At 62.9% G+C, this 23,127-nt stretch carries 23 protein-coding genes and 1 tRNA gene; 4 read left to right on the top strand and 20 right to left on the bottom strand.

All coding sequences use genetic code 11. The features are described from left to right. Positions 1–312 precede the first annotated feature (312 nt). From CFB82_RS41900 to tssI, 3 genes are read right to left on the bottom strand one after another with little or no spacing between them, the layout of a single operon-like run. Positions 313–729 (bottom strand): DUF6896 domain-containing protein, encoded by a 417-nt coding sequence (locus CFB82_RS41900; RefSeq protein ID WP_143750867.1) that lies wholly within the window; start codon positions 727–729, stop codon positions 313–315. Beyond that, positions 717–5,324, bottom strand: a complete 4,608-nt coding sequence (locus CFB82_RS02375) for an RHS repeat-associated core domain-containing protein (protein ID WP_089483335.1) — start codon at positions 5,322–5,324, stop codon at positions 717–719. The genes CFB82_RS41900 and CFB82_RS02375 overlap by 13 nt, the downstream gene beginning before the upstream one ends. Positions 5,325–5,361: 37 nt before the next feature. Continuing rightward, the gene (gene tssI / locus CFB82_RS02370) at positions 5,362–8,541 is read right to left on the bottom strand and encodes a type VI secretion system Vgr family protein (RefSeq protein ID WP_089483334.1); all 3,180 of its coding nucleotides are present in this window, start codon (positions 8,539–8,541) and stop codon (positions 5,362–5,364) included. 321 nt (positions 8,542–8,862) lie between these two features. Here tssI and CFB82_RS02365 point away from each other — a divergent pair, with 321 nt between their 5' ends. After that, entirely contained in the window at positions 8,863–9,663 is an 801-nt protein-coding gene (locus CFB82_RS02365) for a transporter substrate-binding domain-containing protein (RefSeq protein WP_089483333.1), read from the top strand. Positions 9,664–9,722: 59 nt separating this feature from the next. Here CFB82_RS02365 and CFB82_RS02360 read toward each other — a convergent pair whose 3' ends face one another. Both CFB82_RS02360 and CFB82_RS43865 read right to left on the bottom strand, forming a co-directional pair. After that, positions 9,723–9,926, bottom strand: coding sequence for a hypothetical protein (locus CFB82_RS02360; protein ID WP_011350748.1), 204 nt, complete (start codon positions 9,924–9,926; stop codon positions 9,723–9,725). Positions 9,927–10,271: 345 nt separating this feature from the next. Continuing rightward, on the bottom strand, positions 10,272–10,775 hold the full coding sequence (locus tag CFB82_RS43865; RefSeq protein WP_256990271.1) for a hypothetical protein: 504 nt from the start codon (positions 10,773–10,775) through the stop codon (positions 10,272–10,274). Here CFB82_RS43865 and CFB82_RS02350 point away from each other — a divergent pair. Then, on the top strand, positions 10,710–10,913 hold the full coding sequence (locus tag CFB82_RS02350; protein WP_256990270.1) for a LytTR family DNA-binding domain-containing protein: 204 nt from the start codon (positions 10,710–10,712) through the stop codon (positions 10,911–10,913). The two genes, CFB82_RS43865 and CFB82_RS02350, sit on opposite strands and share 66 nt — an antisense overlap. 614 nt (positions 10,914–11,527) lie before the next feature. After that, the gene (locus CFB82_RS02345; RefSeq protein ID WP_143750866.1) at positions 11,528–12,181 is read left to right on the top strand and encodes a hypothetical protein; all 654 of its coding nucleotides are present in this window, start codon (positions 11,528–11,530) and stop codon (positions 12,179–12,181) included. A 205-nt stretch (positions 12,182–12,386) separates the two neighbouring features. Here the strand turns inward: CFB82_RS02345 and CFB82_RS02340 are convergent. The 7 genes from CFB82_RS02340 to CFB82_RS02310 form a co-directional block, all read right to left on the bottom strand. Further along, positions 12,387–12,462, bottom strand: a tRNA-Thr gene (locus CFB82_RS02340). An 18-nt stretch (positions 12,463–12,480) separates the two neighbouring features. Further along, entirely contained in the window at positions 12,481–13,008 is a 528-nt protein-coding gene (locus tag CFB82_RS02335; RefSeq protein ID WP_069246975.1) for a ClpXP protease specificity-enhancing factor, read from the bottom strand. 71 nt (positions 13,009–13,079) lie between these two features. Further along, positions 13,080–13,691 (bottom strand): glutathione S-transferase N-terminal domain-containing protein, encoded by a 612-nt coding sequence (locus tag CFB82_RS02330; protein ID WP_006400565.1) that lies wholly within the window; start codon positions 13,689–13,691, stop codon positions 13,080–13,082. Between the two features lie 92 nt (positions 13,692–13,783). Continuing rightward, positions 13,784–14,542, bottom strand: a complete 759-nt coding sequence (locus CFB82_RS02325; protein WP_069246974.1) for a cytochrome c1 — start codon at positions 14,540–14,542, stop codon at positions 13,784–13,786. A gap of 21 nt (positions 14,543–14,563) precedes the next feature. Then, positions 14,564–15,946: a cytochrome b gene (locus CFB82_RS02320; protein ID WP_089483330.1), complete on the bottom strand. Its 1,383-nt coding sequence runs from the start codon at positions 15,944–15,946 to the stop codon at positions 14,564–14,566. Continuing rightward, positions 15,946–16,566, bottom strand: coding sequence for a ubiquinol-cytochrome c reductase iron-sulfur subunit (gene petA / locus CFB82_RS02315; protein ID WP_069246972.1), 621 nt, complete (start codon positions 16,564–16,566; stop codon positions 15,946–15,948). The genes CFB82_RS02320 and petA overlap by 1 nt, the downstream gene beginning before the upstream one ends. Positions 16,567–16,784: 218 nt before the next feature. Beyond that, positions 16,785–17,531, bottom strand: coding sequence for a Nif3-like dinuclear metal center hexameric protein (locus tag CFB82_RS02310; protein WP_069246971.1), 747 nt, complete (start codon positions 17,529–17,531; stop codon positions 16,785–16,787). A 21-nt stretch (positions 17,532–17,552) separates the two neighbouring features. On the opposite strand from CFB82_RS02310, the gene CFB82_RS02305 reads away from it, so the two are divergent. After that, positions 17,553–18,758 carry a Do family serine endopeptidase gene (locus CFB82_RS02305; RefSeq protein ID WP_089444832.1) on the top strand — a complete coding sequence of 402 codons (1,206 nt, stop codon included), beginning with the start codon at positions 17,553–17,555 and terminating at the stop codon, positions 18,756–18,758. A gap of 173 nt (positions 18,759–18,931) precedes the next feature. Here the strand turns inward: CFB82_RS02305 and tatC are convergent, their stop codons facing one another. From tatC to hisF, 8 genes are all read right to left on the bottom strand, one after another. Next, positions 18,932–19,720 (bottom strand): twin-arginine translocase subunit TatC, encoded by a 789-nt coding sequence (gene tatC, locus CFB82_RS02300; RefSeq protein ID WP_046544799.1) that lies wholly within the window; start codon positions 19,718–19,720, stop codon positions 18,932–18,934. Positions 19,721–19,761: 41 nt separating this feature from the next. Continuing rightward, positions 19,762–20,292 (bottom strand): Sec-independent protein translocase protein TatB, encoded by a 531-nt coding sequence (tatB, locus tag CFB82_RS02295; protein ID WP_089483329.1) that lies wholly within the window; start codon positions 20,290–20,292, stop codon positions 19,762–19,764. Positions 20,293–20,318: 26 nt separating this feature from the next. Further along, the gene (tatA, locus tag CFB82_RS02290; RefSeq protein ID WP_021161850.1) at positions 20,319–20,549 is read right to left on the bottom strand and encodes a Sec-independent protein translocase subunit TatA; all 231 of its coding nucleotides are present in this window, start codon (positions 20,547–20,549) and stop codon (positions 20,319–20,321) included. Between the two features lie 93 nt (positions 20,550–20,642). Then, on the bottom strand, positions 20,643–21,008 hold the full coding sequence (locus tag CFB82_RS02285; RefSeq protein ID WP_089483328.1) for a histidine triad nucleotide-binding protein: 366 nt from the start codon (positions 21,006–21,008) through the stop codon (positions 20,643–20,645). 31 nt (positions 21,009–21,039) lie between these two features. Next, a complete protein-coding gene (locus CFB82_RS02280; RefSeq protein WP_069246968.1) occupies positions 21,040–21,432 on the bottom strand; it encodes a DUF4870 family protein in 393 nt (130 codons plus the stop codon). A 70-nt stretch (positions 21,433–21,502) separates the two neighbouring features. After that, entirely contained in the window at positions 21,503–21,868 is a 366-nt protein-coding gene (locus CFB82_RS02275; RefSeq protein WP_006485344.1) for a phosphoribosyl-ATP diphosphatase, read from the bottom strand. Beyond that, positions 21,865–22,281: a phosphoribosyl-AMP cyclohydrolase gene (gene hisI, locus CFB82_RS02270; RefSeq protein WP_039366640.1), complete on the bottom strand. Its 417-nt coding sequence runs from the start codon at positions 22,279–22,281 to the stop codon at positions 21,865–21,867. Before hisI ends, CFB82_RS02275 begins: the two co-directional genes overlap by 4 nt. Beyond that, positions 22,281–23,054, bottom strand: coding sequence for an imidazole glycerol phosphate synthase subunit HisF (gene hisF, locus CFB82_RS02265; RefSeq protein ID WP_011350732.1), 774 nt, complete (start codon positions 23,052–23,054; stop codon positions 22,281–22,283). The genes hisI and hisF overlap by 1 nt, the downstream gene beginning before the upstream one ends. Between the last annotated feature and the right edge of the window lie 73 nt (positions 23,055–23,127).

Here is a 23,127-nt window from a genome sequence, read left to right as displayed (position 1 = left end):
AAATGCAGCCCTTTGTTCCACTAACGCATGTAAATCGCACTCGGATGCTCTTCATTTTCAATATTTTAATTCATTGATGCCACCCGCAAGGCCAATCGAATTCTTGTTGAGGAATCGGAAATGTCAGGATTTCCGTGCTCAAGGCGCGTTGGGATTCTTTCAGTTTGCGAGGCATACATCATCCTTAGGAGCACGTCATGCCTTGAACGCGAAATTACTGACAGACCCACCAGCGGTTATTGCCGGTTGGGTTGCTCACAGTCAAATTCCTCGTTTGACGCCCGCTGAAACCAAGATCGTACCCTCTATCCATCAAGCCAGCCTCCAGACTCTTTGGTCAAAATCCGATTTCACAACAATCCCCATACGCTCGGCGTCCTTGAGACTTTCCTCACATTCCGAGAAGAGATCAGGCTCATCCTCCATTTCATATTTCGATGCAACATACTCACTTACCCTGTAAGCATCAACGATGTTTTTTTCCAAAATATGATTGTGAATTTCGACAACGATCGAATTCTCACCTTCAAATCTCACCCCTAGACCGTGTCGCGAATAATTCCACATCACGCCTGAGGCAGTGACGCACCCGTGCCGAGGCAAGTCTGTCAAATACACCCAATCCTTGACTGCCGCATGACTCTTAATAAGCTCGTCTTGCAACGCCGATTGCAAAGCAACGTATTCATGCAACAAATTCGAGAACGACTCGTGAATTAGTAATGACATCGCTCCATCCTTTCCGCTTTGGCCATTGCAGCTTCATCTTTGAGCTGCTCGGCCACCTCAGGGGATACTGTGGTCACATTAACTGGGACCTCGGGAATCCCCGCTTTAATGGCAGCTTCTGCACGATGGTGACCATCAACGATCACGAGCTGGCCATCTCCAACATCTGCCGCTTCAATGGGTGGAAATGTTCCGTAGCCCCCTTGCGAGCGCATCGCTGACGTGTACCGCTTAAGTTTATTCCCCGTCATTTCACTAGGCCCTTGACGAGACTGCAATCGCCTCGGATTGAGTGACAACGGGCAAGTGGAAAGCCCCAGCGGATCGATCCATTGCACCGGGTTAGGCGCATATTGATAGACGTTGACGCCACCGGTAAGCCCAATCGGATCTTTCGACACGAACCGGCCTCTATCCGGATCGTAATACCTGTGCCGGTTATAGTGCAGCCCCGTTTCGTCATCATATTGCTGCCCCTGGAACCGCAGTGGACTTCTAGGAGTAATCCCCGCCGCCTTCGACGCCCGCGCGATCACCTCCCGCGCCTCCCCCCACGCCTTATACGACGCCTCCCACACCACATCGCCTTCGTCATCCGTCAGCAATTGCGGTGTGCCGATCTGGTCACAGTGGTAATAGAACGCGTGCGCCTCACCCACCCGCTCCGGCAACCGTTGCAACGGATCGTCTTCCGGTACATAGCGATCGGTCTCACGGCGTGACGGCGTCTCGAACCCGTCTACCGATGCACTCACGTACTGCACCATCGGCACGAACGAACCCGCTTCGTAAAGGTAATGCGTGCTGCCCTGCTCACCACTCTCATACGCCAGCGTATCGCCATCCCACCCGAACACCGTGCGCTCGCCGTTCACCTCTTTAGCAATCCGACGGCCCAGCGCATCGTAGTAGTACCGCGACTCGCTCCTGCGAGCGACCTCGTCAACCGTCGCTGCGGTCATCCGATTGAACGCGTTCCACTCGTAACGCTGCTCACCCGCTGGCGATCTGCGATGAACGAGATTGCCGCGCGCGTCGTACGAGAAATGCTCCCCCGCGTATTGCTTCAACAAGTTGCCCAACACCTTGGGCACTTCCGCAGGCAACGTACTCTCCGTAGCACGTACCGGACTCGGCCGGCTCTCCACGCGAGGCGCTTCAACACGTGCCGGGTCGATGATGTTGCTCGCCGGATCGAACGCGAACCGCTCCTTGCCCGCCGGACCAATCGACTCCAGCAACCGTCCGACCGGATCGTAACGATAGTCCGTCAACCCTCTGCGATTGTCTTCAATCTGCACGAGCTGGCCGGCCGCGTCGTAGCGATACCGACGCTCTGCCAGCGGCGCGGGTGCATTCGCACGCTGTACCGTGCGCTGCGCCAACCTGCCTGCGCGATCGTATGCAGTGTGTTGATCGATCTTGCTCGGCAGGGTACGTAATGTCTCGCGATGCAGATCGTCCCGCTCGATCTGAACGAGTTCCTTGCCGTCCAGCATCAGCCCGTGGACGTGTCCCGAGCCATACGTGAGCCAGTCGACAGCATGGCCGTCCGGCCGGACCGTTCTGATGCGGTTGCCGATTTCGTCGTACTGGTGATGCCACACGAAACTCCGGCTCGCGCCGAACAGGTCGTAAGCGTGATGCTCGCGCACCAGATTGCCGACCGGGTCGAAGAACCGTTGAACGCGGCTATATCGATTGCTGGCCTCGATCAATCGTCCCAGCGGATCGTAGGCGAAACGCTCCGCCTCTTCGCCGACCGAACGGCCATCAAGCCGTCCACCGCGATCGTGGGACATCGTCATGACTTGTCCCGCCTCGTCGACCGACTCGAGACGGCTACTCGCCTCGTCATACGAATAGCGCGTGGCCTTCCCGTCGAAATCGATCTCCTCGATCAATCGGCCTGCGACGTCATAGCGGAACGTGTAATTCGCGTGATTCTGGTCAGTCAGCCCGACGATCCGCCCGAGCCGGTCATAGCGATACGACAGCGATTGCCCCAATGCATCGGTGCGGATATTGATACGCCCGCTCGCGTCGTAGCCGTAACGCGTGTTGCGGTTCAGCGGATCAATATGGGTCAGCAGACGCCCTTCCGCGTCGTAGCTCAACTGCTCGCGCCCCGCCGGCGACACGATTTCGATCAACTGGCCATTCGCGCCATAACGGTATGCCGTCACCCCACCCTCTGCATCTTTCGCTTCCGAGAGGCGACCCTGGGCGTCATACGCCCACTGCGATGTCTTGCCCGAGCAGTCGGTATAGCTGATCAACTGGCCGACGTCGTCATACTTCAGCGCTTTTGCGCCCCCCTTGGCATCCTTGATCCGGGTAAGCAGCCCTCGCTCGTCGTACGCGTACTCGGTCTTGTGGCCGAGCGGATCGACCTCCGCAACCATGTTCCCCGCATCGTCATATTCACGCAGCCACGGGTGCCCAAGCGGATCGGTCACGCGGACGAGCTGGTCCTTCTGGTCATACGCCATCTCGACCACGCTGCCGTCGGTACGTTGATGGCGGACGAAGTTGCCGCGCGCATCGTATTCCATGCGCTCGACGGTACCGTCACGATGGATGTACTGAACGAGTTTGTCGTTCGCGTCCCGGTACATCCACTCTTCGCTACCGTCCGGATGAATCACACGGAACGAATAGCCCTTGCTGTCGTAGTAGTGGTGCGTGACATTGCCAAGCGCGTCGGTCACGCTGACCATCCGGAAGTCCGGATGCCACGCGAGGCGAACCTCATCGCTGCCGTCGTCTGCGTATTCGCGGAAGCATTTTGCCTTCGGCCCGTCACCGTTCCACTCGAGGTTCACACCTCGGCCGGTGCGATCGGTATATCGCGTCACGAGGTGGTGTCGATAACGGTATTCGCGGCGATTACCGTAGCGGTCCATCGCCCCGATCAGATCGTTCTGGTCGTCGTACTCGTAGCTCGCAAGTGTGCCGATGTATTCGCCCTGCGCATCATGATGAGTAACGCCTACGATCCGCCCACGCACGTCATGTCGGAGTGCAACCTGAACGTGCGGTGCAATCAGGCGATGCAACCGCCCTTCCGCATCGTAGTCGAGCGTCACCTGATTGCCGGCACGGTCCTTGACGAATGCGAGACGGAACACGTTGCCGTGCCGTTCGTACGCTTCGAGCAGCACATGCCCGCGCGTCACCGTCAGCCACTGCTCGTCCAGCCGCAACAACGTTTGCCCCTCGGAAAGATCATCGTGCGCACTTCCGACGCGGAGCAGCGGGTATTCGATACTTCGTCCAGCGGCGTCGTGATAGACGAGCTTGTCCGCAGCAATATCGAAACGAGTCGTATATGGCGTAATCCAGCGTGCGCCCAGTTCGCCATGCTCGTCGTTCGCGTCGAAGAACGATCGATAGGTACGCTGCCAGGCAATGGGCAACGGCCCGTCGATCGTGAAATCTTCGTGATTGATTTGCTCGTCGCCGAGCGCGAATCCGATTGATCGCGGGGTGGCGACAGGTGGCGTCTTCACCGGGGTATGTGTCAGGCAGCAATTCGGCCCCGGATGATGCGCTTCAGTGGTTTTTTGAACCTCGTCAATTCGATGCTGCGCACGCGTCTCATTGACCTTCGCCGTCTTGTGTTCCTGAATCCCCGTCGTCTGCGGCTTCGGATTGCGCTTGCGCCAGCTGCGCATGCCGTCTTCACCGATCGTGATGATCCATCCGATCTTGCCCGCATCGTTCCCATCGAGCTCGCGAATGCACTTCTGGACCGTCGGAATCCGCTTGTAGATATCGTCAGCGAAGAGCTGCAGCTTCTTCGTCGAATTCGGGTCGATCAAATCGGCGGCCGAGGTCACCGTGTTGATAGCGATCTTCCCCTCGACCTTGCGAATATCCGAGAGGAATCCCCCGATATTGTCGAGAACCTTCCTGCCGTCATACGCAACGATAGCCGCCCCGACACCCTTCAGATGCGACCCGGCCGACTTCACGTTGTGCCCGACTTCGTACTTCTTCCCCGCCGCGTGTGCGAACACGTCGGCAATCGCCTTCATCAGATCGCCGATGAATTTGGCGCAGTGGTCGAGCAGTTCCTTCAGCCCGTCACGTATCACCTTCAGGAATTTCTCGATCTCGCCCGCGTAACGCTCCTGCACGTTCGCCACCATCGCCGAGATGATCGAATCGCGCAGCGCCAGCATGGCAGCCTCCCCCGCTGCCTTGCCGCTCTCGACGACCTTCTGTCGAATCAGCTTCAGCACCGGCCGCGCGCCAAGCCGAAGCTCGGCGGTGGCCGGCGGCAGCGGCACGACCCCGATCAGATCGAGACCGAGGTTGACCCAGTCGAACATATCGATCGGTTTGTCGCCATGCTCGATCATCGCCTTGATATCGAGCACCGCATCGACTGCCGCAAAGATATTGGCCAGAACCGGCACGTTCTCCGCGACCGTCTTCAGCCGGCCGACGTTGACGACGCCGCCGCTGACCTTGATCAGCCACTTGTCGAATGAATCGATGCCAGCTTGTACATCGGCCTCCGTGATCTTCATGATCGGAGACACGAACACATCGGTAGGTTTGGGTTGAAGGACGCCCGCAGCGGTCATGATTTTTCTGTTCTCGAATAGATGAAAGGGGCGACGCTCAGCTCATTTTCAGCACGGCTGCGGCGCTACGCGCCGTCTGCGCGAGACCGCTGACCTGCTGGGCGGCGGCACTCAACTGGCCCGCTTGCGACAGCGCTGCCTGCGCCCCCGCCGGCAGCATATTGGCCGCAGCCTGCTGCGCGATACCGAGGCCCTGGCCCGCCACCGCCTTCGCCAACGCGGCTCCGCCCTGCGACGCCGAGCTCGCCAATCCCGCGACCGTTTTCGCCGCACCCAGTGCATTCGACGCACCCGCCGGCAACATGCCGCTTACCGCCTGCTGCGCCATGCCCATGCCTTGACCAACGGCGGCCTTCGCCAGCGCCGCGCCACCTTGCGTCGCCGCACCGGCCAGGCCCGTCAGCGCGCCGGCGGCACCGCCTGCCGCCGGCAGAAACGAGCCGAGCTGCGCCTGCGCGGTTTCCGCGGCGCCTGCTGCCGGCGCCGGATTGGCCGGCCATGACGCCACGTCGAAACGGCTCGACTGCTGATCCTGCGAGCGGGGATCCTCCCCGAACTTCACCTGCACCGCCCCCGGTGGCAGGCCGCTCACGATCATGTGCCCGTTGTTGTCGAGCGCTCCTTTCTTCAACAGCCCGCCATTCGCATCGAACACGGAGAACAAACCGCCCTTCACCGGTTGGCCGTTCCCGTACGTATGCAACAACTCCAACTGTCCCGGCTGATCCGGCCTCGGACTCGGCAACGGATACCCCATGCTCGCCGGCCCCGCGAACATATGCGACGCACCCTTCACGTCCACCGCCCCCGGCGTATGAATCTCGATGTTCCCGCCTTGAATGCGGATATACCCGCCACCGCTCGTCAGCAAAATCCCCTGATCGGCCGCGATCTCGATGCGGTCCGTCGCCGACACCACCTTCACCGCCTTCTGCGCGGTCACCTCGATGTTGTCCGACTGCGCCTGGATCTCCACCTTGCCCTTGCCCGCGAACAGCTTCATCCCCGCGTTCTGCACGAACAGGCTCAGCTTCTGCCCGATGCTCCCGATCAGCGACTTGCCTGCCGCGACGTGCACGCTCTGCCCACTCGCCACGTTCACGTGATCGTTCGCGACCACATGCACGGACTGCTGCGTCGACATCCCGATCCCCGACGGGCTGCCGAACAGCATCACCGGCTCCTTGAACGCATTCGCGTTACCCGTGCCGCCGCCGGCCGTGCGCCCGCCGGACGCGCTGCCCGATGCGCTGTCCTGCGTCGCATCCGTGAACGCGCGCATCGTGTCCTGCGCGTCCTTCATGCTTTCAGCCTGATGCTGCTCGCTCACGCCCGACATCGCCTCGACGAGGCTTTCGCCCGTCACGAGCTGCTGCTGCGCTTCCTTCACGTCGAGTGGCTGGCTGTTCGCCGCCTTCGGGTGCGTCGTCACGTACAGGCCCTGGCTCGCCCGCACCGCGCCATACGCATCCGAGCGCAGGTCGAAGCCGCTGCCGAGATACGACCCGCGCGAATTGCCGCTCTGGTCGATGATGTAGCCCAGATGCAGCAGGCTGTTCGCGCTGCTGCTCATCAGCTGCACGCGGTTCTGCCCGGTCGCGTCGTCCATCACGAGCTGGTTGTAACCGCTGCCGGAATACTCCTTCGACCGATACCCCGACAGGATCCCGTCGGTATGCCACTGCGGCTGGTTCGCGCCGTTGTACACGCGACCGACGGCCAGCGGCCGGTCGCAGTCGCCGCCGACGTAATCAATCAGCACTTCCTCGCCGATACGCGGCACGTGCACGCCGCCGTAGCCGCCGCCCGTATCCGACTGCACGACGCGCACCCAGCACGACGCGTTCTCGTTGCCCGGATTCAACCGGTCCCACACGAACTGCACGCGGATCCGGTTCAACTCGTCGGTATAGACTTCCTCGCCCTGCGGCCCGACGACGATCGCCGTCTCGAGGTGCATCTCCGGCTTGTGATGCTCGAACGGGCTGCGATACGGCACGCTTACGCGTTGCGCTTCGACTTCGACGAGATAGAAGCCGGCCGATCCGTCGTCGTGCTGCACGCGAAACGCGGGATCGGTACCGTAGTTGTCCTGTGCCTGCGTCAACGCTTCGCGCAGGCTGTACGGAAAGTCTGCGCTGTCGCTTGCAACAGGCAGATTGTTCTCGACCCACCACGCCACCTCGATCGCGACGAATTCGCGCTGATCGGCGGGATCACGATCGTGCTCGGGATGATCGGCCAGCGTGAAGCGCCGGCCGGCGTCGATCGCGCGCACCCCGCCTGCGGCATGGAAACGCTTCGCCCGCGACTCCCACTCCTCCATCTTGACCTTCGTCAGATGGTCGCCGCGCGTCTGGTCGAGATACGTGTAGGCGCCCGTGTACTCGTAGACTTCGAGTTGATCCGGCAACTCGCCCTGGCCGCCCATCGTCGGCAGCGACGTGCCTTTCGGGTTCGACGGCTGCGAAGGATTCTTGTAGTCGAACGTGCGCGTCGTACGTGTCACGCTCTGCAGCGTGCGCGTACCCGACCATTGCGTGAACGCGTCGGGTTCACTGGCCGCGTCGCCGCGATAAAAACGTACGGTTTCCGGCGACAGCGGCGCGAACGCCTGCAGGTTGTCGGTGATCACGAGCGTGTGCGACTTGCCGTCGTCGGCCTGCTGCCATGCGCAGTAGAGCCCCTCGTTCTCCATCAGCCGATGCACGAAATGCCAGTCGGTGTCGTGCTGGCGCGTGTACGACCGGTTCGGCAGCGGCTTCGACAGCGCGAAGCGGAAATGCCCCTGCGCCTGCGGATGCTGGTTCAGCACGTCGCTGATGATCTGGTCGACGGTCGTATCGTTCCAGAGCCGCTGATCGCGACGAAACCTCAGGAAGTGGGTGAAATCGGCGAACGCGAGCTGATAGGTCGTGAGCCCGCCGTCGGCGCCCAGCCGGCGCGCGGTATGCACGTAGCCGTTGATCGGCCGGTAGCTGAGATCGCCCTGCTGGATCCACAACGTGACGGGCTGCGCGATCAGCTTTTTTAGTTCCACATCGCTGTCGGTCGACAGCACGTCGAGCGTGAACTCGTATGCGCGCCCGATACGTGAGCGACCGACTGCCCGCTGAACGGTCAGGACGTTGGCCCCCAATGGCGTATCGAGCTTCAGCAACCGGTCCTGCTGAAGCAATCCGCCGCGCAACGCGGCGATTGTGTTCTGCATGTTCATGAACGGCCTTTTTTCTTGTGACACGCCCTCGGATGGCGCGAGCATTCGATTTTGCTCGCGCGATTTTACAGACAAAACTTCGCACGCTCTCGAATCTGACCTGATTTCAACGAGCGGAATCCGATCAGCCCGCGTGCCACGCTGGCGGACGGCAATCACGCCCGCCGTCCGGCATATCGATGAAATCGCTTTCAATCAGGGCCAATTCGACTTCCGGCGCGGCCCGGTTGCGAGTAGTGTCTACGTGCCCGTCTTGCGGCCCGCCGCGCCCACCCGGCGCCGGCGCTCACCTCACACCACGCTGACCACTGGAGATCTGCGATGAAACGTTCGAAGTTCCTGCTGTCGGGCCTGCTGCTCGCGTCGGCCCTCGGCTTTACGGCGGTCTCCGCGCACGCGGACGACCTGCTCGATTCAGTGAAGAAAGCCGGCGTGCTGCGCGTCGGCCTCGAAGGCACGTATCCGCCGTTCAACTCGCGCGGCACGTCGGGGCAACTGGAGGGTTTCGACGTCGACATCGCGAACGCGGTCGCCGGCAAGCTCGGCGTGAAGACGCAGTTCATCCCGACCGAATGGAGCGGCATCATCGCGGGCCTGCAGGCCGGCAAGTTCGACGTGATCGTCAATCAGGTCACGATCACGCCGCAGCGCAAGGAAGTGCTCGACTTCAGCGAGCCGTACACGTATTCGGCCGCCCAGCTGATCCAGCGCAAGGACGACTCGCGCAACTTCAAGTCGCTCGACGACTTCAAGGGCAAGAAGCTCGGCGTGACGCTCGGCACCAACTATGACCAGATGGCGCGCACCGTGCCGGGCATCGAGGTGCAGACGTATCCGGGCGCGCCGGAAAAGCTGCGCGACCTCGCCGCCGGCCGGATCGAGGCGACGCTCGACGACCGCCTGATGCTGCCGTACATGATCAAGACGTCGAACCTGCCGCTGCGCGCGGGCGCGGTGCTGAACGGCGGCAAGCAGGAAATGGCGATCCCGTTCCGCAAGGGCAATCCGAAGTTCGAGAAAGCGATCAACGACGCGCTCGATTCGCTGCGCAAGGACGGCACGCTGAAGAAGATCTCGACGCACTGGTTCGGCAGCGACGTGACCGTGCCGGTCGCACAGTAAGCGGCCCGGCGCTTCAACGCGTCACGCCCTTCGTTTCGATGAAGGCGTGACGCGTCCCTTCAAGCCGCTTCGTCGAAGCGCGCCAGCAGCATCTGGCCGATCGGTGTCAGCGCCGGGCGCGCGGCCACGGCATTCATGCGTACCTGCGTATCGTCGACCAGCCGCTTCTCGACCAGCACGGCGAAGGCCGGATTCGACGGATCGACGCTGTCCGGCGCACGCGCGACGCGCAACAGCATCGAGAATTCATGCGGACTCAGCATGGTCCCTGTCTCCTGATCGTCCGCAGTCCGGTTCGAACCGTCGTCGATCGTATTTTCGAATGAAATGGCGCGATGCATGACCGCTGCGCCGCCGGGAGCGAGATCCCGGTCGGCCCCCACCTGCGACGCGGGCACGTCGTCGCGAGCGGGTTGCGCACGTTCCCTGTCCGGCGGTGCCGCCGCGACGGGAACGTGCAACGTTATGGGCGCACCATGACGCGACCGTGACAGGAAAACGGGGCGCGTCACACACCGCTTTCGGTTCGATGCCGCCACGATTGGCGAAGACGGGCCGCATCGCCTGTCAGGCCGTCAGTTGCCCGCTCGCGGGCCGTTGCGCACCCTTCATCTCGGATCGACCGAATACGGGAAACTCCCATGCTTCGATCCGTTCGCATGGCGCATGCAGCGCACGACCACGTTCACCGCGCGCCCGAGCGTCATCCCGACGAGCACGCCCCATACCGCGAACGACAGCATCACGAAGCTGCCCGTCGCCGCCCACGGCGCATGCACGGCGACCGCGTAATGGATGCCGGTTTCGGCGACGAACGTCAGCATCAGCGTGGCGAGCAGGCTCGCATCGCCGGGCAGGCGTACGCGCAGGCCCGACGAGGCCGGACGGTACGCGAGCCGCCACCGGCTCGCGTGCAGCCAGCCCAGCGCCGCGCCGCCCAGGACGGCCGCCAGCGCGACCGCGTTCGCATCGATGCCCGCATACGGAAAGCGTCCGTCCAGGCGTCGGAGAAATACACGGAAGTCGTCACGGCCGGCGAACGGCTCGTGATTCGCACGCCGCTGAAGGAACTGATGCAGCGGCTCGATCCAGAGCGGTTCGCACAGGTGCATCGCGGCGTGATCGTTGCGTACGCAGCGATCGATCGTGTCGAGCGCGATCTGTTGGGAAGGTTGCGGATTCGCGTGCACGGGCAGCGGGAGATGCTGCCGGTCAGCCGGGCGTATGCGGGGTTGTTCAGGCAGATGTGATGGTTGCCGACTTGCGGCTGGGGCAACAGGATTACGTTCTGACAGATCGTTGACGGATGCGTTGGCAAACCGCACCGCATCCAACACAATCACGCGATCACGTTGCGCTCGACCGCATTGCCTCGAGTCGACACGACGTTTTCCCCACGGGCCGGCCATCAAAACAATGAAAACACTGCGTGGACTGACTACATGCGTGGTTGTAGCGCGCGTCAGCGGCTGCGTCGCCACGCCCAATCTCATCGGCAAGAACACTGCCGGCATCGCACCGACGGAAGCGACAGCGATCCTGGTCGTCGTGGACGGCAATGCATTCGACGGGCCTGCGTTCGGCAGCGAAGGTCGCGCGTATCTCGCCGACTGGGTAAAGGCATCCAGGCTGCGCTGGCCGGGAGGAATCAGACGGCGCCGATTACGTGTCCAACAACAGCTGCATGACGTACGTGATGGACGTACTCAATGCCGGGGGAGCCGACGTTCCGACGCGGGGCAAGCGTGCGTGGGTATTCCTCAACCGACATGGCGTCGGTCCGCATGTGAATTAATCGATGACGAGGTAACGACAGATGAGGTCTCCAACGTTGTGCGCCAGGCACGGCGTCCGGCCATTCACCGTGGCAGCGAAACGCATCGGCGACCGAATTCGCGAGCGCGGACGATTCGAGCCCGATGAATTGGTGCGGGTATCGCTGGATCGGCCCAAGCGCAGCCACGTCGTATGGATGACGCGCGCGGATCTGGACGAGCATGCGGTAACTGCCAACCATGTCGACGGCGTCGCGCATGTCACCGAGCTGCGAAAGTTCGCGTTGCTCGACCGGGCATGCGAGCATGTTTGCCCGGATTGCCTGGACGAACTGCTCGTACGTTCGGGCGAACAACCGCACTCGCCGACGCCCGTATCACGCGCGTTCGACACGGCGATCGTCGCAGACAATGCGACGTTGGACGGTCCGCTAGTCAAATGTGACATCCACGGGATTGCGGTCGGCTCGCGCACATCGCCAGCCATGGCAGCGTTGATCGATCGGCGTGATGCGGTGCCGCACGGTCGGCTAATCAATGTAGTCGTGACTTCACCGAAAGCAGAAAACAAATTCTGGTTCGACGAAGCCTTCCTTCTTCGTGTGCTGGGACCGGATATCGATCTTGCTACTGGCATCTATCGAATGGAATCGGGCGAGCGCAGCCTCCACCTGCTCGAAAGCGGGAAGTCGGTATGCAAGCACTGCCTGAAAGACTGGCTTCGTCGCAACGACATCGCTTAGCGATACACCGCTCCTGACAGGCGACACCGTCGTCCCGACCGGAAATCCTACGGCACGGAGTCGTGAAAGAGATTCCGCATGCTTGCGTCGGAACATGCGATGCGCCGAAGCGGGTTCGCCACGCGCCCCGCGCCGGGTTTGTTGCCTTATGGGACAGAAACGACAAAGGGCCAGGAGGCAAAACCTCCCGGCCCTTCGTTCAATATGGTGCCGGCTGCAGGACTCGAACCCGCCACCTGATGATTACAAATCAACTGCTCTACCAGATGAGCTAAGCCGGCGTAGCGCGAGATTCTACCTCATTTCACGATCTTGAGGCGAGGTCTGCTGCCACCTTTTGAACCGTCGCCATCACCGTCGGTTTTCGGCGGCTCGTCGGCGCCTTCGGAGGGTTCCTCGTTCGCGCCGCTGTCGGCGACCGGCGTCAACCCAGCAGGCGACTCGTCGCGTTGCGCATCATCCGTCGGTGCAGCATCTTCGTCGAACGCACCCGAATCCGCGCCTTCGCCCGCGACCGCATCGACCTGGAACGCCATGCCCTGCCCGTTCTCGCGCGCATAGATCGCGAGCACGTTGGCAACCGGAATCTCGATCTTGTGCGCCTTCCCGGAGAACCGGGCCGTGAACTCGATCCACTCGTTGCCCATCTGCAGCTGGCTCGTCGCCTCGAAGCTGATGTTGAGCACGATCTCGCCGTCACGCACGAACTGACGCGGTACGCGCGTCGAGTTGTCGACCCTCACCGCGATATGCGGCGTGTAACCGTTATCGGTGCACCACTCGTACAACGCGCGCAGCAGATAAGGCTTCGTTGAAATCTCTTGCATCACAATCCTCGAACCCGGAGCGGGGGCGCGGCACGCCGCGCCGCCCTCTCCGTCATGCACTCATTGCACCATCAACGACGCATGACCTTTTCGGACGGCGTCAGTGCTTCGATGTAGGCCGGACGGCTGAAGATCCGCTCGGCGTACTTCATCAGCGGCGCCGCGTTCTTCGACAGCTCGATGCCGTAGTGATCCAGACGCCACAGCAGCGGCGCGATCGCGACGTCGAGCATCGAGAACTCCTCGCCAAGCATGTACTTGTTCTTCACGAAGATCGGCGCGAGCTGCGTCAGGCGATCGCGGATCGCGAGGCGTGCCTTCTCGTGGTTCTTCTCCGCTGCCTTGCCCTTCTCGTTTTCGAGCGTGCTGACGTGGACGAACAGTTCCTTCTCGAAGTTGAGCAGGAACAGGCGTGCACGTGCGCGCTGCACGGGGTCGGCCGGCATCAGTTGCGGATGCGGGAAGCGCTCGTCGATGTACTCGTTGATGATGTTCGATTCGTACAGGATCAGGTCGCGCTCGACCAGGATCGGCACCTGACCGTACGGGTTCATCACCGAAATGTCTTCCGGCTTGTTGAACAGGTCGACGTCACGGATTTCGAAGTCCATGCCCTTCTCGAACAGCACCAGCCGGCAACGCTGGGAGAACGGGCAAGTTGTGCCGGAATACAGAACCATCATGTTTGCGTTTCCTCAAAAAAGCCGAGGGCCGGCACGCGGCGAACCCCTTCCGGGGTTCCACCTTGCGCCGGCCCCACGCCGGTCAGGCGTGATTACTTGATATCTTTCCAGTACGCGGCATTGAGCCGCCAGGCCAGGAAAGTCAGGACACCGAGAAAGATCAGCACCCATACGCCGAGGCGTTTGCGGGTCTGCTGAGCCGGCTCGGACATCCAGGTCATGTACGCCACCAGGTCGGCAACCGCAGAATCATAATCCACCGCGGACAGTGTCCCCGGTGTGACCTGCTGGAAGCCGATGAGCGTATGGACCTTCTCGCCCGTCTCCTCGTCCGTCTTGTCTTCGAATTTGGCGGCGCGCTGCCCCTGCAGCTGCCACAGTACATGAGGCATGCCAACGTTCTCGAACACCGCGTTGTTCCAGCCGCTCGGCCGTGTATCGTCGCGGTAGAAACTCCGCAGATACGTATACAGCCAGTCGCGGCCGCGTGCGCGCTCCTCGACCGACAGGTCGGGCGGCGAGGTGCCGAGCCAGTTCTTCGCGTCTTCGGGCCGCATCGCGACGGACATCGTGTTGCCGACCTTGTCGGTCGTGAACAGGAGATTCTTTTCGATCTCCTTCTGGGATATGCCCAGATCCGTCAGACGGTTGTAGCGCATCAGGTTCGCGCTGTGGCAGTTCAGGCAATAGTTTACAAACAATTGCGCGCCGTGCTGAAGCGAAACGAGATTTTCCGTGTTATCGGGCGCCCGGTCGAGCGGAAAATTACCTTCCGCCCGAACCGCCGGCGCCACCAGCAGCGCACACGCGGTCGCCCCGATCAGCGCGAGTGTCGAAAGCAGTTTCTTCATGTCGTTCTCTCCTCGCTCACGTTAATGGGGCTTGAAGCGCACCCGCTCCGGCGGCTGCTTGAACGTGCCAAGCGGCGTCCAGACGGGCATGCCGAGGAAGAACGCGAAGTAGATCAGCGCACAGGCCTGCGCGATCAGTGTCGAGGCCGGGGATGGCGGCCGCGTGCCGAGGAACCCGAGGGTCAGGAACGCCACGACGAAGATCCCGAGGAACACCTTGTGGAACAGCGGCCGGTAGCGGATCGACTTCACCGGGCTGCGGTCGAGCCACGGCAGGAAGAACAGCGAGATCACCGCCGCCCCCATCACGACGACGCCCCAGAACTTCGACTCCGTCAGGTACATGAACACGACGATCGCCGCGGCCAGCACCGGCAGGCCGACTTTCCACTTGCCGCGCGCGCGGATCAGCGCGAGCACGCCGAGCAGCGCGATCACGATCATCAGGACGATCTTGAACGGGTCGGTGGTCGCGCGCAGCATCGCGTAGAACGCGGTGAAGTACCAGACCGGCGCGATCTCGGGCGGCGTCTGCAGCGGGTTCGCCGGGACGAAGTTGTTCGCCTCGAGGAAGTAGCCGCCCATCTCCGGCGAGAAGAACACGATCAGCGCGAACACCATCAGGAACCCGCACACGCCGAGGAAATCGTGCACCGAGTAGTACGGGTGGAACGGGATGCCGTCGAGCGGCACGCCGTTCTCGTCCTTCTTCGCCTTGATCTCGATGCCGTCCGGGTTGTTCGAGCCCACTTCGTGCAGTGCGACGAGGTGCGCGATCACGAGGCCGACCAGCACGAGCGGAATCGCGATCACGTGGAACGCGAAGAAGCGGTTCAGCGTGACGTCCGACACCACGTAGTCGCCGCGAATCCACAGCGACAGGTCGGGGCCGACGAACGGGATCGCCGAGAACAGGTTCACGATCACCTGCGCGCCCCAGAACGACATCTGGCCCCACGGCAGCAGGTAGCCGAAGAACGCCTCGGCCATCAGGCACAGGAAGATCGCGCAGCCGAAGATCCACACGAGTTCACGCGGCTTGCGGTACGACCCGTAAAGCAGCCCGCGGAACATGTGCAGGTAGACGACCACGAAAAACATCGATGCGCCCGTGGAGTGCATGTAGCGGATCAGCCAGCCCCACGGCACCTCGCGCATGATGTACTCGACCGACGCGAACGCGAGCGTCGAGTCGGGCTTGTAGTTCATCGTCAGGAAGATGCCGGTGACGATCTGGTTGACGAGCACCAGCAGCGCGAGGGAGCCGAAGAAGTACCAGAAGTTGAAGTTCTTCGGCGCGTAGTACTCGGAAACGTGCTTCTTCCAGGTGGACGTGAGCGGGAAGCGCTGGTCGATCCAGCCGGTAAAACCTGTCGTGGAGACTTCCTTGTTGTCGGCGGCCATCACGCTTCTCCTTTCTCGTCCTTGCCGATCACGAGGGTCGTCGCCGACGTGAACATGTAGGGCGGGATGTCGAGATTCTGAGGCGCCGGCTTGTTCTTGAACACGCGGCCGGCGAGGTCGTAGGTCGAACCGTGGCACGGGCAGAGGAAACCGCCCGGCCAGTCGTCCGGCAGGTTCGGCTGCGGACCCGGCGTGAAGCGTTGGCTTGGCGTGCAGCCGAGGTGCGTACACACGGCCATCACGACGAGAATGTTCTTGCGATCGGCCCGCGCGCGATATTCGTTCGCGCAATACGCGGGCAACGGCATCGTATAGGGCTTTTCGGTGGTCGGATCGGCCACTTCCTTGTCGGCCTTGACCACGTCGGCCAGCATCGCCTCGGTGCGGTTCAGGATCCACACCGGCTTGCCGCGCCACGGCACGGTCACCATTTCACCGGGCTTCAGCGCGCTGATGTCGACTTCGACCGGTGCACCGGCCGCTTTCGCTTTCGCGGACGGCGCAAGCGACGCCGCGAAAGGTATGACGGTGGCTACGCCTCCCACGCCACCTGCTACGGATGTCGCAATCAGCCAGGTACGGCGGCCGCTGTCGACGCGTTTCTCTTCCTTGTCTCGCATCACACGCCCCACTTCTGAGTTGGATTTTCCGTCACGACTTTCCATTCCGCCGCTAGTTTGCTCGAATGGAGCCGCCATTTACAAGGCCCGGAGATGAAAATCCCTTCGAAGTGTTTGATAGTTAAGGGTTATCCCCCACTATCGGAGCGATTAAATCATTTCACTTTTAAGTATTTGCTACATTGCGAAATTTCGATGCGCTGCCGCAAATCCGGCATTCAGACCGGGTTATGGATATCGATAAAAAGGTGTTCGATATCGAATTCTTCGGACAAGTGGGCGCCAAGCGCCTGGATTCCGTAGCGCTCGGTCGCATGGTGCCCTGCCGCAACGAACGCGACGCCGCTCTCGGCGGCCGTGTGCGTCACGTATTCGGACACCTCGCCGGTCAGGAACACGTCCGCACCGGCGTCGATCGCCGCGTCGAAATAGCTTTGCGCGGCGCCCGTGCACCACGCGATGCGGCGCAACTGCATGTCCGGATCGCCGAGCACGAGCGGCGTGCGGCCAAGCGTGCGCTCGACCTTCGCGACAAAATGCTCGAGCGTGACGGGCATCGGCAGCGTCGCCATCCAGCCGAGGTCGCCTTCGCCGAACCGCTGCTCGCCGATCAGGCCGAGCCGGTCGCCGAGCTGCGCGTTGTTGCCGAATTCGGGATGCGCGTCGAGCGGCAGGTGGAACGCGAACAGGTTCAGGTCGTTCGCGAGCAGCAGCTTCAGGCGCTGGTATTTGCGGCCCGTGATCTGCGGCGACTCGTTGCGCCAGAAATAACCGTGATGGACGAGCACGGCATCTGCCCCCCATTCGAGCGCCGCTTCGAGAAACGCGACCGACGCCGTCACGCCGGTAGCGATCTTGTCGATCTTGCGGCGCCCCTCGACCTGGAGGCCATTCGGGCAATAGTCCTTGAAGCGCGCGGTTTCAAGGGTATTGTTCAAGTACAATTCAAGTTCGATCCGATCCATATAAACCTCTAATCCATTCAGATGCTTAGACGCTTCTGGCTGTTCTTCGCGCAGGCGGTTACCGTGCTGCTCGCGCTGATGTTCATCGTCGTGACGCTCAAGCCGCAATGGCTGCAACGGCAAGGACAGCTCGGCAAGCAGCTCGCCACGCCGATCGTCGCGCTGCGCGAAGTCGCGCCGGGCATCGGCGGCGCACCGGCGACCACGTCGTACGCCGAAGCCGCGCAAAAGGCGATGCCGGCCGTCGTCAACGTGTTCTCCAGCAAGGACGGCTCGCTGCCGCCCGACCCGCGCGCGAAGGATCCGCTGTTCCGCTACTTCTTCGGTGACCGCAACGCCCGCAAGCAGCAGGACGAACCGGCCGCCAACCTTGGCTCGGGCGTTATCGTGAGCCCTGAAGGTTACATTCTAACGAACCAGCACGTCGTGGACGGCGCCGACCAGATCGAAGTCGCGCTCGCCGACGGCCGCACGGGCACCGCGAAGGTCATCGGCAGCGATCCCGAAACCGATCTCGCGGTGCTGAAGATCAACATGACGAACCTGCCGACGATCACGCTCGGCCGCTCCGACCAGTCGCGGGTCGGCGACGTCGTGCTCGCGATCGGCAACCCGTTCGGTGTCGGCCAGACGGTCACGATGGGGATCATCAGCGCGCTGGGCCGCAACCACCTCGGCATCAACACGTTCGAGAACTTCATCCAGACCGATGCACCGATCAACCCCGGCAACTCGGGCGGCGCGCTGGTCGACGTGAACGGCAACCTGCTCGGCATCAACACCGCGATCTACTCGCGCTCGGGCGGCTCGCTCGGCATCGGCTTCGCGATCCCCGTGTCGACCGCGCGCACGGTGCTGGAAAGCATCATCACGACGGGCTCGGTCACGCGCGGCTGGATCGGCGTCGAGCCGCAGGACGTCACGCCGGAGATCGCCGAGTCGTTCGGGCTGACGCAGAAATCGGGCGCGATCGTCGCCGGCGTGCTGCAGGGCGGCCCGGCCGACAAGGCCGGCATCAAGCCGGGCGACATCCTGATCTCGGTCAACGGCGACGAGATCACCGACACCACGAAGCTGCTGAACACCGTCGCACAAATCAAGCCGGGCACGTCGACCAAGGTGCACGTGGTGCGCAAGGGCAAGGCGTTCGACCTGAACGTGGTGATCGGCAAGCGCCCACCGCCGCCGAAGCAGGCGCTCGACGAGCAGGACAGCGATACCGAGTAACGTCGGGCGAGCGGCGCACGGCCGCATGCCCGGCACCGTCGGAAATGAAAAAGGGCAGCCGGTTGGCTGCCCTTTGTTTTGTTCGAAAGACCCTTGTCGCCGGGCAGACGGCCCCGCCATCCGCTTTCCGACCGACTACGCCACCGGGTTTTGCTCAAGCCCGGTCGCCGCCATCAACTGGCGGCTTCGCCGTTCTCCGCCTCGCCTTCCTCGGCCGGCTTCTTCGGCACGAAGAAGCGCGCCGCCAGCAGCCCGATCTCGAACAGCACGACCAGCGGCAATGCGAGCATCAGTTGCGAGAACACGTCCGGCGGCGTGACGACCGCCGCGACGACGAACGCGCCGACGATCACGTACGGACGCATCTCCTTCAGCTTCTTCAGCGACAGCACGCCCATCCGGACGAGCAGCACGACGACGATCGGCACCTCGAACGTGACCCCGAACGCGATGAACATCCCGAGCACGAAGCTCAGGTAATTGTCGATGTCGGTGGTCATTTCCGCGCCGAGCGGCGCGTTGTAGTGCGCCATCACGCGGAAGATCGTCGGGAACACGAGGAAGTACGCGAACGCCATCCCGCACAGGAACAGCAGGTAGCTGCTGCCGACGAGCGGCGCGACGAGCTTCTTCTCGTGCTGGTACAGCCCCGGCGCGACGAACGCCCAGATCTGGTACAGCACGATCGGCAGCGCGATCACCAGCGCGACGAGCATCGTGACCTTCATCGGCACGAAGAACGAGCCGGTGACGTCGGTGACGATCATCTTGCCGTCCTTCGGCAGGTTCTCCATCAGCGGCCGCGCGAGCAGCCGGAAGATGTCGGGCGCCCAGTAGACGAGCCCGAGGAACACGACGATCACAGCCGCGCCCGCGCGAATGATGCGATCGCGAAGCTCGACGAGATGGGAAATGAAGGTTTCTTCCGGGGCGTCGCCCGGGTTCTGCTGGGGGTCGCTCACACCGGCCCTCGGTAGGATTGACGAGCGAGCATGCGCTCGGCTCAGAAGAAGCGCGTCGGCCGGCGCAGGCTGGCCGGCTGGTGGCGCGCGACACGCGCGGCGCCCGACTGCACGTGCGTACGGCGGGTGGTCGCGCGCTTGTACCAGGCAGGCGCAGCCGCCTGCTTGACGCGCCAGTTGCGGCGCTTCGGCGCGAGCGCGGCCGCACCGCTGCGCCACGACGGCGCGGCGGGCGTGTCGGAACCCGTCGAACCGGCGTCGCCCGCCGCTTCGTTGAGACCGCCGACCGCGGAATGCCACGTGTCGTTCAGGTCCTTCTCGTGCTCACGCAGGTTGTCGTGAATCGTCGTCTCGACATTGCGCGCAGCCGCCTCGAAATCGGTCTTCATCGTGCGCAACGCGTCGAGTTCGATTTCGCGCGAGACCTCGGCCTTCACGTCGTTGATGTACCGCTGCGCACGGCCGAACAGCGCGCCTGCCGTACGCGCAACGCGCGGCAGGCGCTCGGGGCCGAGCACCACGAGCGCGACGACGCCGATCAGCGCCATCTTCGAAAGACCGAGATCCAGCATCGCGAATGCCTGTCAGCGTACCGGCGTTACGCCTTGTTCGAGTCGGAACGCGTCGTTTCCTTCGCGTTGACGTCGACCGAGCCCGAGCGCGGCAGTTGCTGCGCGTCCGCCGGTGCTTCGCCGTCCTTCATGCCGTCCTTGAAACCCTTCACGGCGCTGCCGAGATCGTTGCCGATGTTGCGCAGCTTCTTCGTACCGAAAACCAGCGCGACGATCAGCAGCACGATCAGCCAGTGCCAAATGCTCAATCCACCCATGATGAAACCTCTCCTCAACCACGCCGCGATGCGGCGTAAATCGCCGGCAACGCGCCGGCTTCGACAATCGATGCGGGGAAACGCCCCGCGCCGTCAACCCATCCGATGCCAGGGGCGCGGGCCGGCCAGGATATGCGCGTGCAGGTGGTAGACCTCCTGCCCGCCGCCCGGGCCCGTGTTGATCACCGTACGGAAACCGGTTTCGCCCCCCGTATACGCGACGCCGAGCTGGCTGGCCAGACGCGACACGAGCAGCATCAGCCGGCCGAGCATCGGTGCATCGGCGTCGCTCGCCGCCGACAGCGTCGGCAGATGCTGGCGCGGAATCACGAGCACGTGTGTCTCGGCCGCTGGGCGGATGTCGCGGAACGCGACGAATTCGTCATCCTCGTGCACCTTCGTGCTCGGGATCTCGCCTGCCGCGATCTTGCAGAACAGGCAATTCGGATCGTGACTCATGTTGCTCCTGCAGACGCCCGCCCGCGGCCGGTCAGAACCAGGCCTGCGGATCGAGCGGCTTGTTGTCGTTCAGGTACAGCCAACCCTTGATGATACGGTACAGCGTCCAGATCCATGTGACAAACATGATCGCGAATCCCACCACCACGAAGGCCAGCGCGAACCCGATCACGTAAGCGATCAGCGCGCGCCAGAACGTGCGGATCTGCCACTCGAAGTGATCGGCGTACGGCGTGCCGGCCACGTCGCCGCGCTTCACGTAGTTGATGATGATCGCGATGATGCCCGTGACACCGCCCGTCAGCCAGTGAATTGCATAAAGGCCGTACAGCACGTGGGTCAGCGTGCGCAGCCCGTTCAGGCGTTCGGCATCCGCTGCCCCCGGCACCGCCGGCGTCGGGAACTGGTTCGACGTATCGTTCATGATGCTACCCCCGTTAGATGACAATTCTTACAGCTTACCGCACTGTTGCCACCGCGGCGGGGTCTGCCTGTCAACCGCCGTTTTCCTCGCGCTCGCGACGCTTGCGCAGGGCCTTCTCCTCGATACCCGACAGCCCCTCGCGGCGCTCGAGCTCGGCGATCACGTCGGCCGGGCTCAGGTCGAAATGCGACAGCATCACGAGGCAGTGGAACCACAGGTCGGCCACCTCGCCGACGAGCGCGGTCGGCGCGCCGCCCTGGCGCACGTCCTTCGCGGCCAGCACGACTTCCGTCGCCTCTTCGCCGATCTTCTTCAGCACCGCGTCGTCGCCCTTGTGGAACAGGCGCGATACGTACGATTGATCGGGATCGCCGCCCTTGCGGCTATCGATTACGGCCGCGAGGCGCAGCAGCGTGTCTTCGGTCGATTGCGTCATTTGTAGATGTGTTCGGGGTCTTTCAGCACCGGTTCGACCGCGACCCAGTCGCCGCTGTCGACGGTACCTTCGAATTTCTGGAAGAAGCACGAATGCCGACCGGTGTGGCACGCGATGCCCGACACCTGCTCGACCTTCAGCAGCACGACGTCCTCGTCGCAGTCGAGCCGCACCTCGTGCACGTGCTGCACGTGGCCCGACTCCTCGCCCTTGAACCACAGGCGCTTGCGCGAGCGCGAATAGTAGACCGCGCGCTGCGTCTCGATCGTCTTCGCCAGCGCCTCGCGGTTCATCCACGCGAACATCAGCACGTCGTTCGTCGACGCCTCCTGCGCGATCACCGGCACGAGGCCGTTGTCGTCCCAGCGGACCTTGTCGAGCCACGCGGGCAATGCATTCGTTTCCGTATTCATCACAGCCTCACCGGGATGCCCTGGTCGGCCATGAAGCGCTTCGCCTCGCCGACCGTGTGCTCGCCGTAGTGGAAGATACTCGCGGCCAGCACCGCATCGGCGCGGCCGTCCTTGATGCCGTCGGCCAGGTGCTGCAGCGAGCCGACACCGCCCGACGCGATCACCGGCACCGGCACCGCATCCGACACGCCGCGCGTGAGCGCGAGGTCGAAGCCCGACTTGGTGCCGTCGCGGTCCATGCTCGTGAGCAGGATCTCGCCGGCGCCGAGCTCGGCCATCTTGCGCGCCCATTCGATCGCGTCGAGGCCCGTGTTCTTGCGGCCGCCGTGCGTGAACACTTCCCAGCGCGGCGTCTCGCCGTCGGCCGACACGCGCTTCGCGTCGATCGCGACGACGATGCACTGCGAGCCGTACTTGTCGGCCGCGTCGCGCACGAGCTGCGGGTTCGCGACCGCCGACGAATTCATGCTGACCTTGTCCGCGCCCGCGTTCAGCAGGCGCCGCACGTCCTCGACGGCGCGCACGCCGCCGCCGACGGTCAGCGGAATGAAGACCTGCGACGCGACGGCTTCGATGATCGGCAGGATCAGGTCGCGCTGGTCGGACGTCGCGGTGATGTCGAGGAAGGTCAGTTCGTCGGCACCCTGGTCGTCGTAGCGGCGGGCGATTTCGACGGGATCGCCGGCGTCGCGCAGCTCGACGAAATTGACGCCCTTGACGACACGCCCGGCAGTCACGTCCAGGCAGGGGATGATGCGTTTAGCTAGAGCCATGATGTTGCGCCAAATGCCGCGATGGGACGGCCGGTTGCGGAAAGCCTCGCGCGAGGCTTCCGGTCGGGGCCGC

The organism is Burkholderia sp. HI2714 (assembly GCF_002223085.1).
Taxonomy (GTDB): domain Bacteria; phylum Pseudomonadota; class Gammaproteobacteria; order Burkholderiales; family Burkholderiaceae; genus Burkholderia; species Burkholderia lata_D.
The sequence above is the reverse complement of the archived record's forward strand: the minus strand, read 5'-3'. Positions and strand labels throughout refer to the sequence as shown.

What these genes read in the sequence shown, in the direction of transcription:
- CFB82_RS41900 (WP_143750867.1), bottom strand. Translation starts at nt 729, where the DNA reads ATGTCATTACTAATTCACGAGTCGTTCTCGAATTTGTTGCATGAATAC.
- CFB82_RS02375 (WP_089483335.1), bottom strand. Translation starts at nt 5,324, where the DNA reads ATGACCGCTGCGGGCGTCCTTCAACCCAAACCTACCGATGTGTTCGTG.
- tssI (WP_089483334.1), bottom strand. Translation starts at nt 8,541, where the DNA reads ATGAACATGCAGAACACAATCGCCGCGTTGCGCGGCGGATTGCTTCAG.
- CFB82_RS02365 (WP_089483333.1), top strand. Translation starts at nt 8,863, where the DNA reads ATGAAACGTTCGAAGTTCCTGCTGTCGGGCCTGCTGCTCGCGTCGGCC.
- CFB82_RS02360 (WP_011350748.1), bottom strand. Translation starts at nt 9,926, where the DNA reads ATGCTGAGTCCGCATGAATTCTCGATGCTGTTGCGCGTCGCGCGTGCG.
- CFB82_RS43865 (WP_256990271.1), bottom strand. Translation starts at nt 10,775, where the DNA reads ATGCACCTGTGCGAACCGCTCTGGATCGAGCCGCTGCATCAGTTCCTT.
- CFB82_RS02335 (WP_069246975.1), bottom strand. Translation starts at nt 13,008, where the DNA reads ATGCAAGAGATTTCAACGAAGCCTTATCTGCTGCGCGCGTTGTACGAG.
- CFB82_RS02330 (WP_006400565.1), bottom strand. Translation starts at nt 13,691, where the DNA reads ATGATGGTTCTGTATTCCGGCACAACTTGCCCGTTCTCCCAGCGTTGC.
- CFB82_RS02325 (WP_069246974.1), bottom strand. Translation starts at nt 14,542, where the DNA reads ATGAAGAAACTGCTTTCGACACTCGCGCTGATCGGGGCGACCGCGTGT.
- CFB82_RS02320 (WP_089483330.1), bottom strand. Translation starts at nt 15,946, where the DNA reads ATGGCCGCCGACAACAAGGAAGTCTCCACGACAGGTTTTACCGGCTGG.
- petA (WP_069246972.1), bottom strand. Translation starts at nt 16,566, where the DNA reads ATGCGAGACAAGGAAGAGAAACGCGTCGACAGCGGCCGCCGTACCTGG.
- CFB82_RS02310 (WP_069246971.1), bottom strand. Translation starts at nt 17,531, where the DNA reads ATGGATCGGATCGAACTTGAATTGTACTTGAACAATACCCTTGAAACC.
- CFB82_RS02305 (WP_089444832.1), top strand. Translation starts at nt 17,553, where the DNA reads ATGCTTAGACGCTTCTGGCTGTTCTTCGCGCAGGCGGTTACCGTGCTG.
- tatB (WP_089483329.1), bottom strand. Translation starts at nt 20,292, where the DNA reads ATGCTGGATCTCGGTCTTTCGAAGATGGCGCTGATCGGCGTCGTCGCG.
- tatA (WP_021161850.1), bottom strand. Translation starts at nt 20,549, where the DNA reads ATGGGTGGATTGAGCATTTGGCACTGGCTGATCGTGCTGCTGATCGTC.
- CFB82_RS02285 (WP_089483328.1), bottom strand. Translation starts at nt 21,008, where the DNA reads ATGAGTCACGATCCGAATTGCCTGTTCTGCAAGATCGCGGCAGGCGAG.
- CFB82_RS02280 (WP_069246968.1), bottom strand. Translation starts at nt 21,432, where the DNA reads ATGAACGATACGTCGAACCAGTTCCCGACGCCGGCGGTGCCGGGGGCA.
- CFB82_RS02275 (WP_006485344.1), bottom strand. Translation starts at nt 21,868, where the DNA reads ATGACGCAATCGACCGAAGACACGCTGCTGCGCCTCGCGGCCGTAATC.
- hisI (WP_039366640.1), bottom strand. Translation starts at nt 22,281, where the DNA reads ATGAATACGGAAACGAATGCATTGCCCGCGTGGCTCGACAAGGTCCGC.
- hisF (WP_011350732.1), bottom strand. Translation starts at nt 23,054, where the DNA reads ATGGCTCTAGCTAAACGCATCATCCCCTGCCTGGACGTGACTGCCGGG.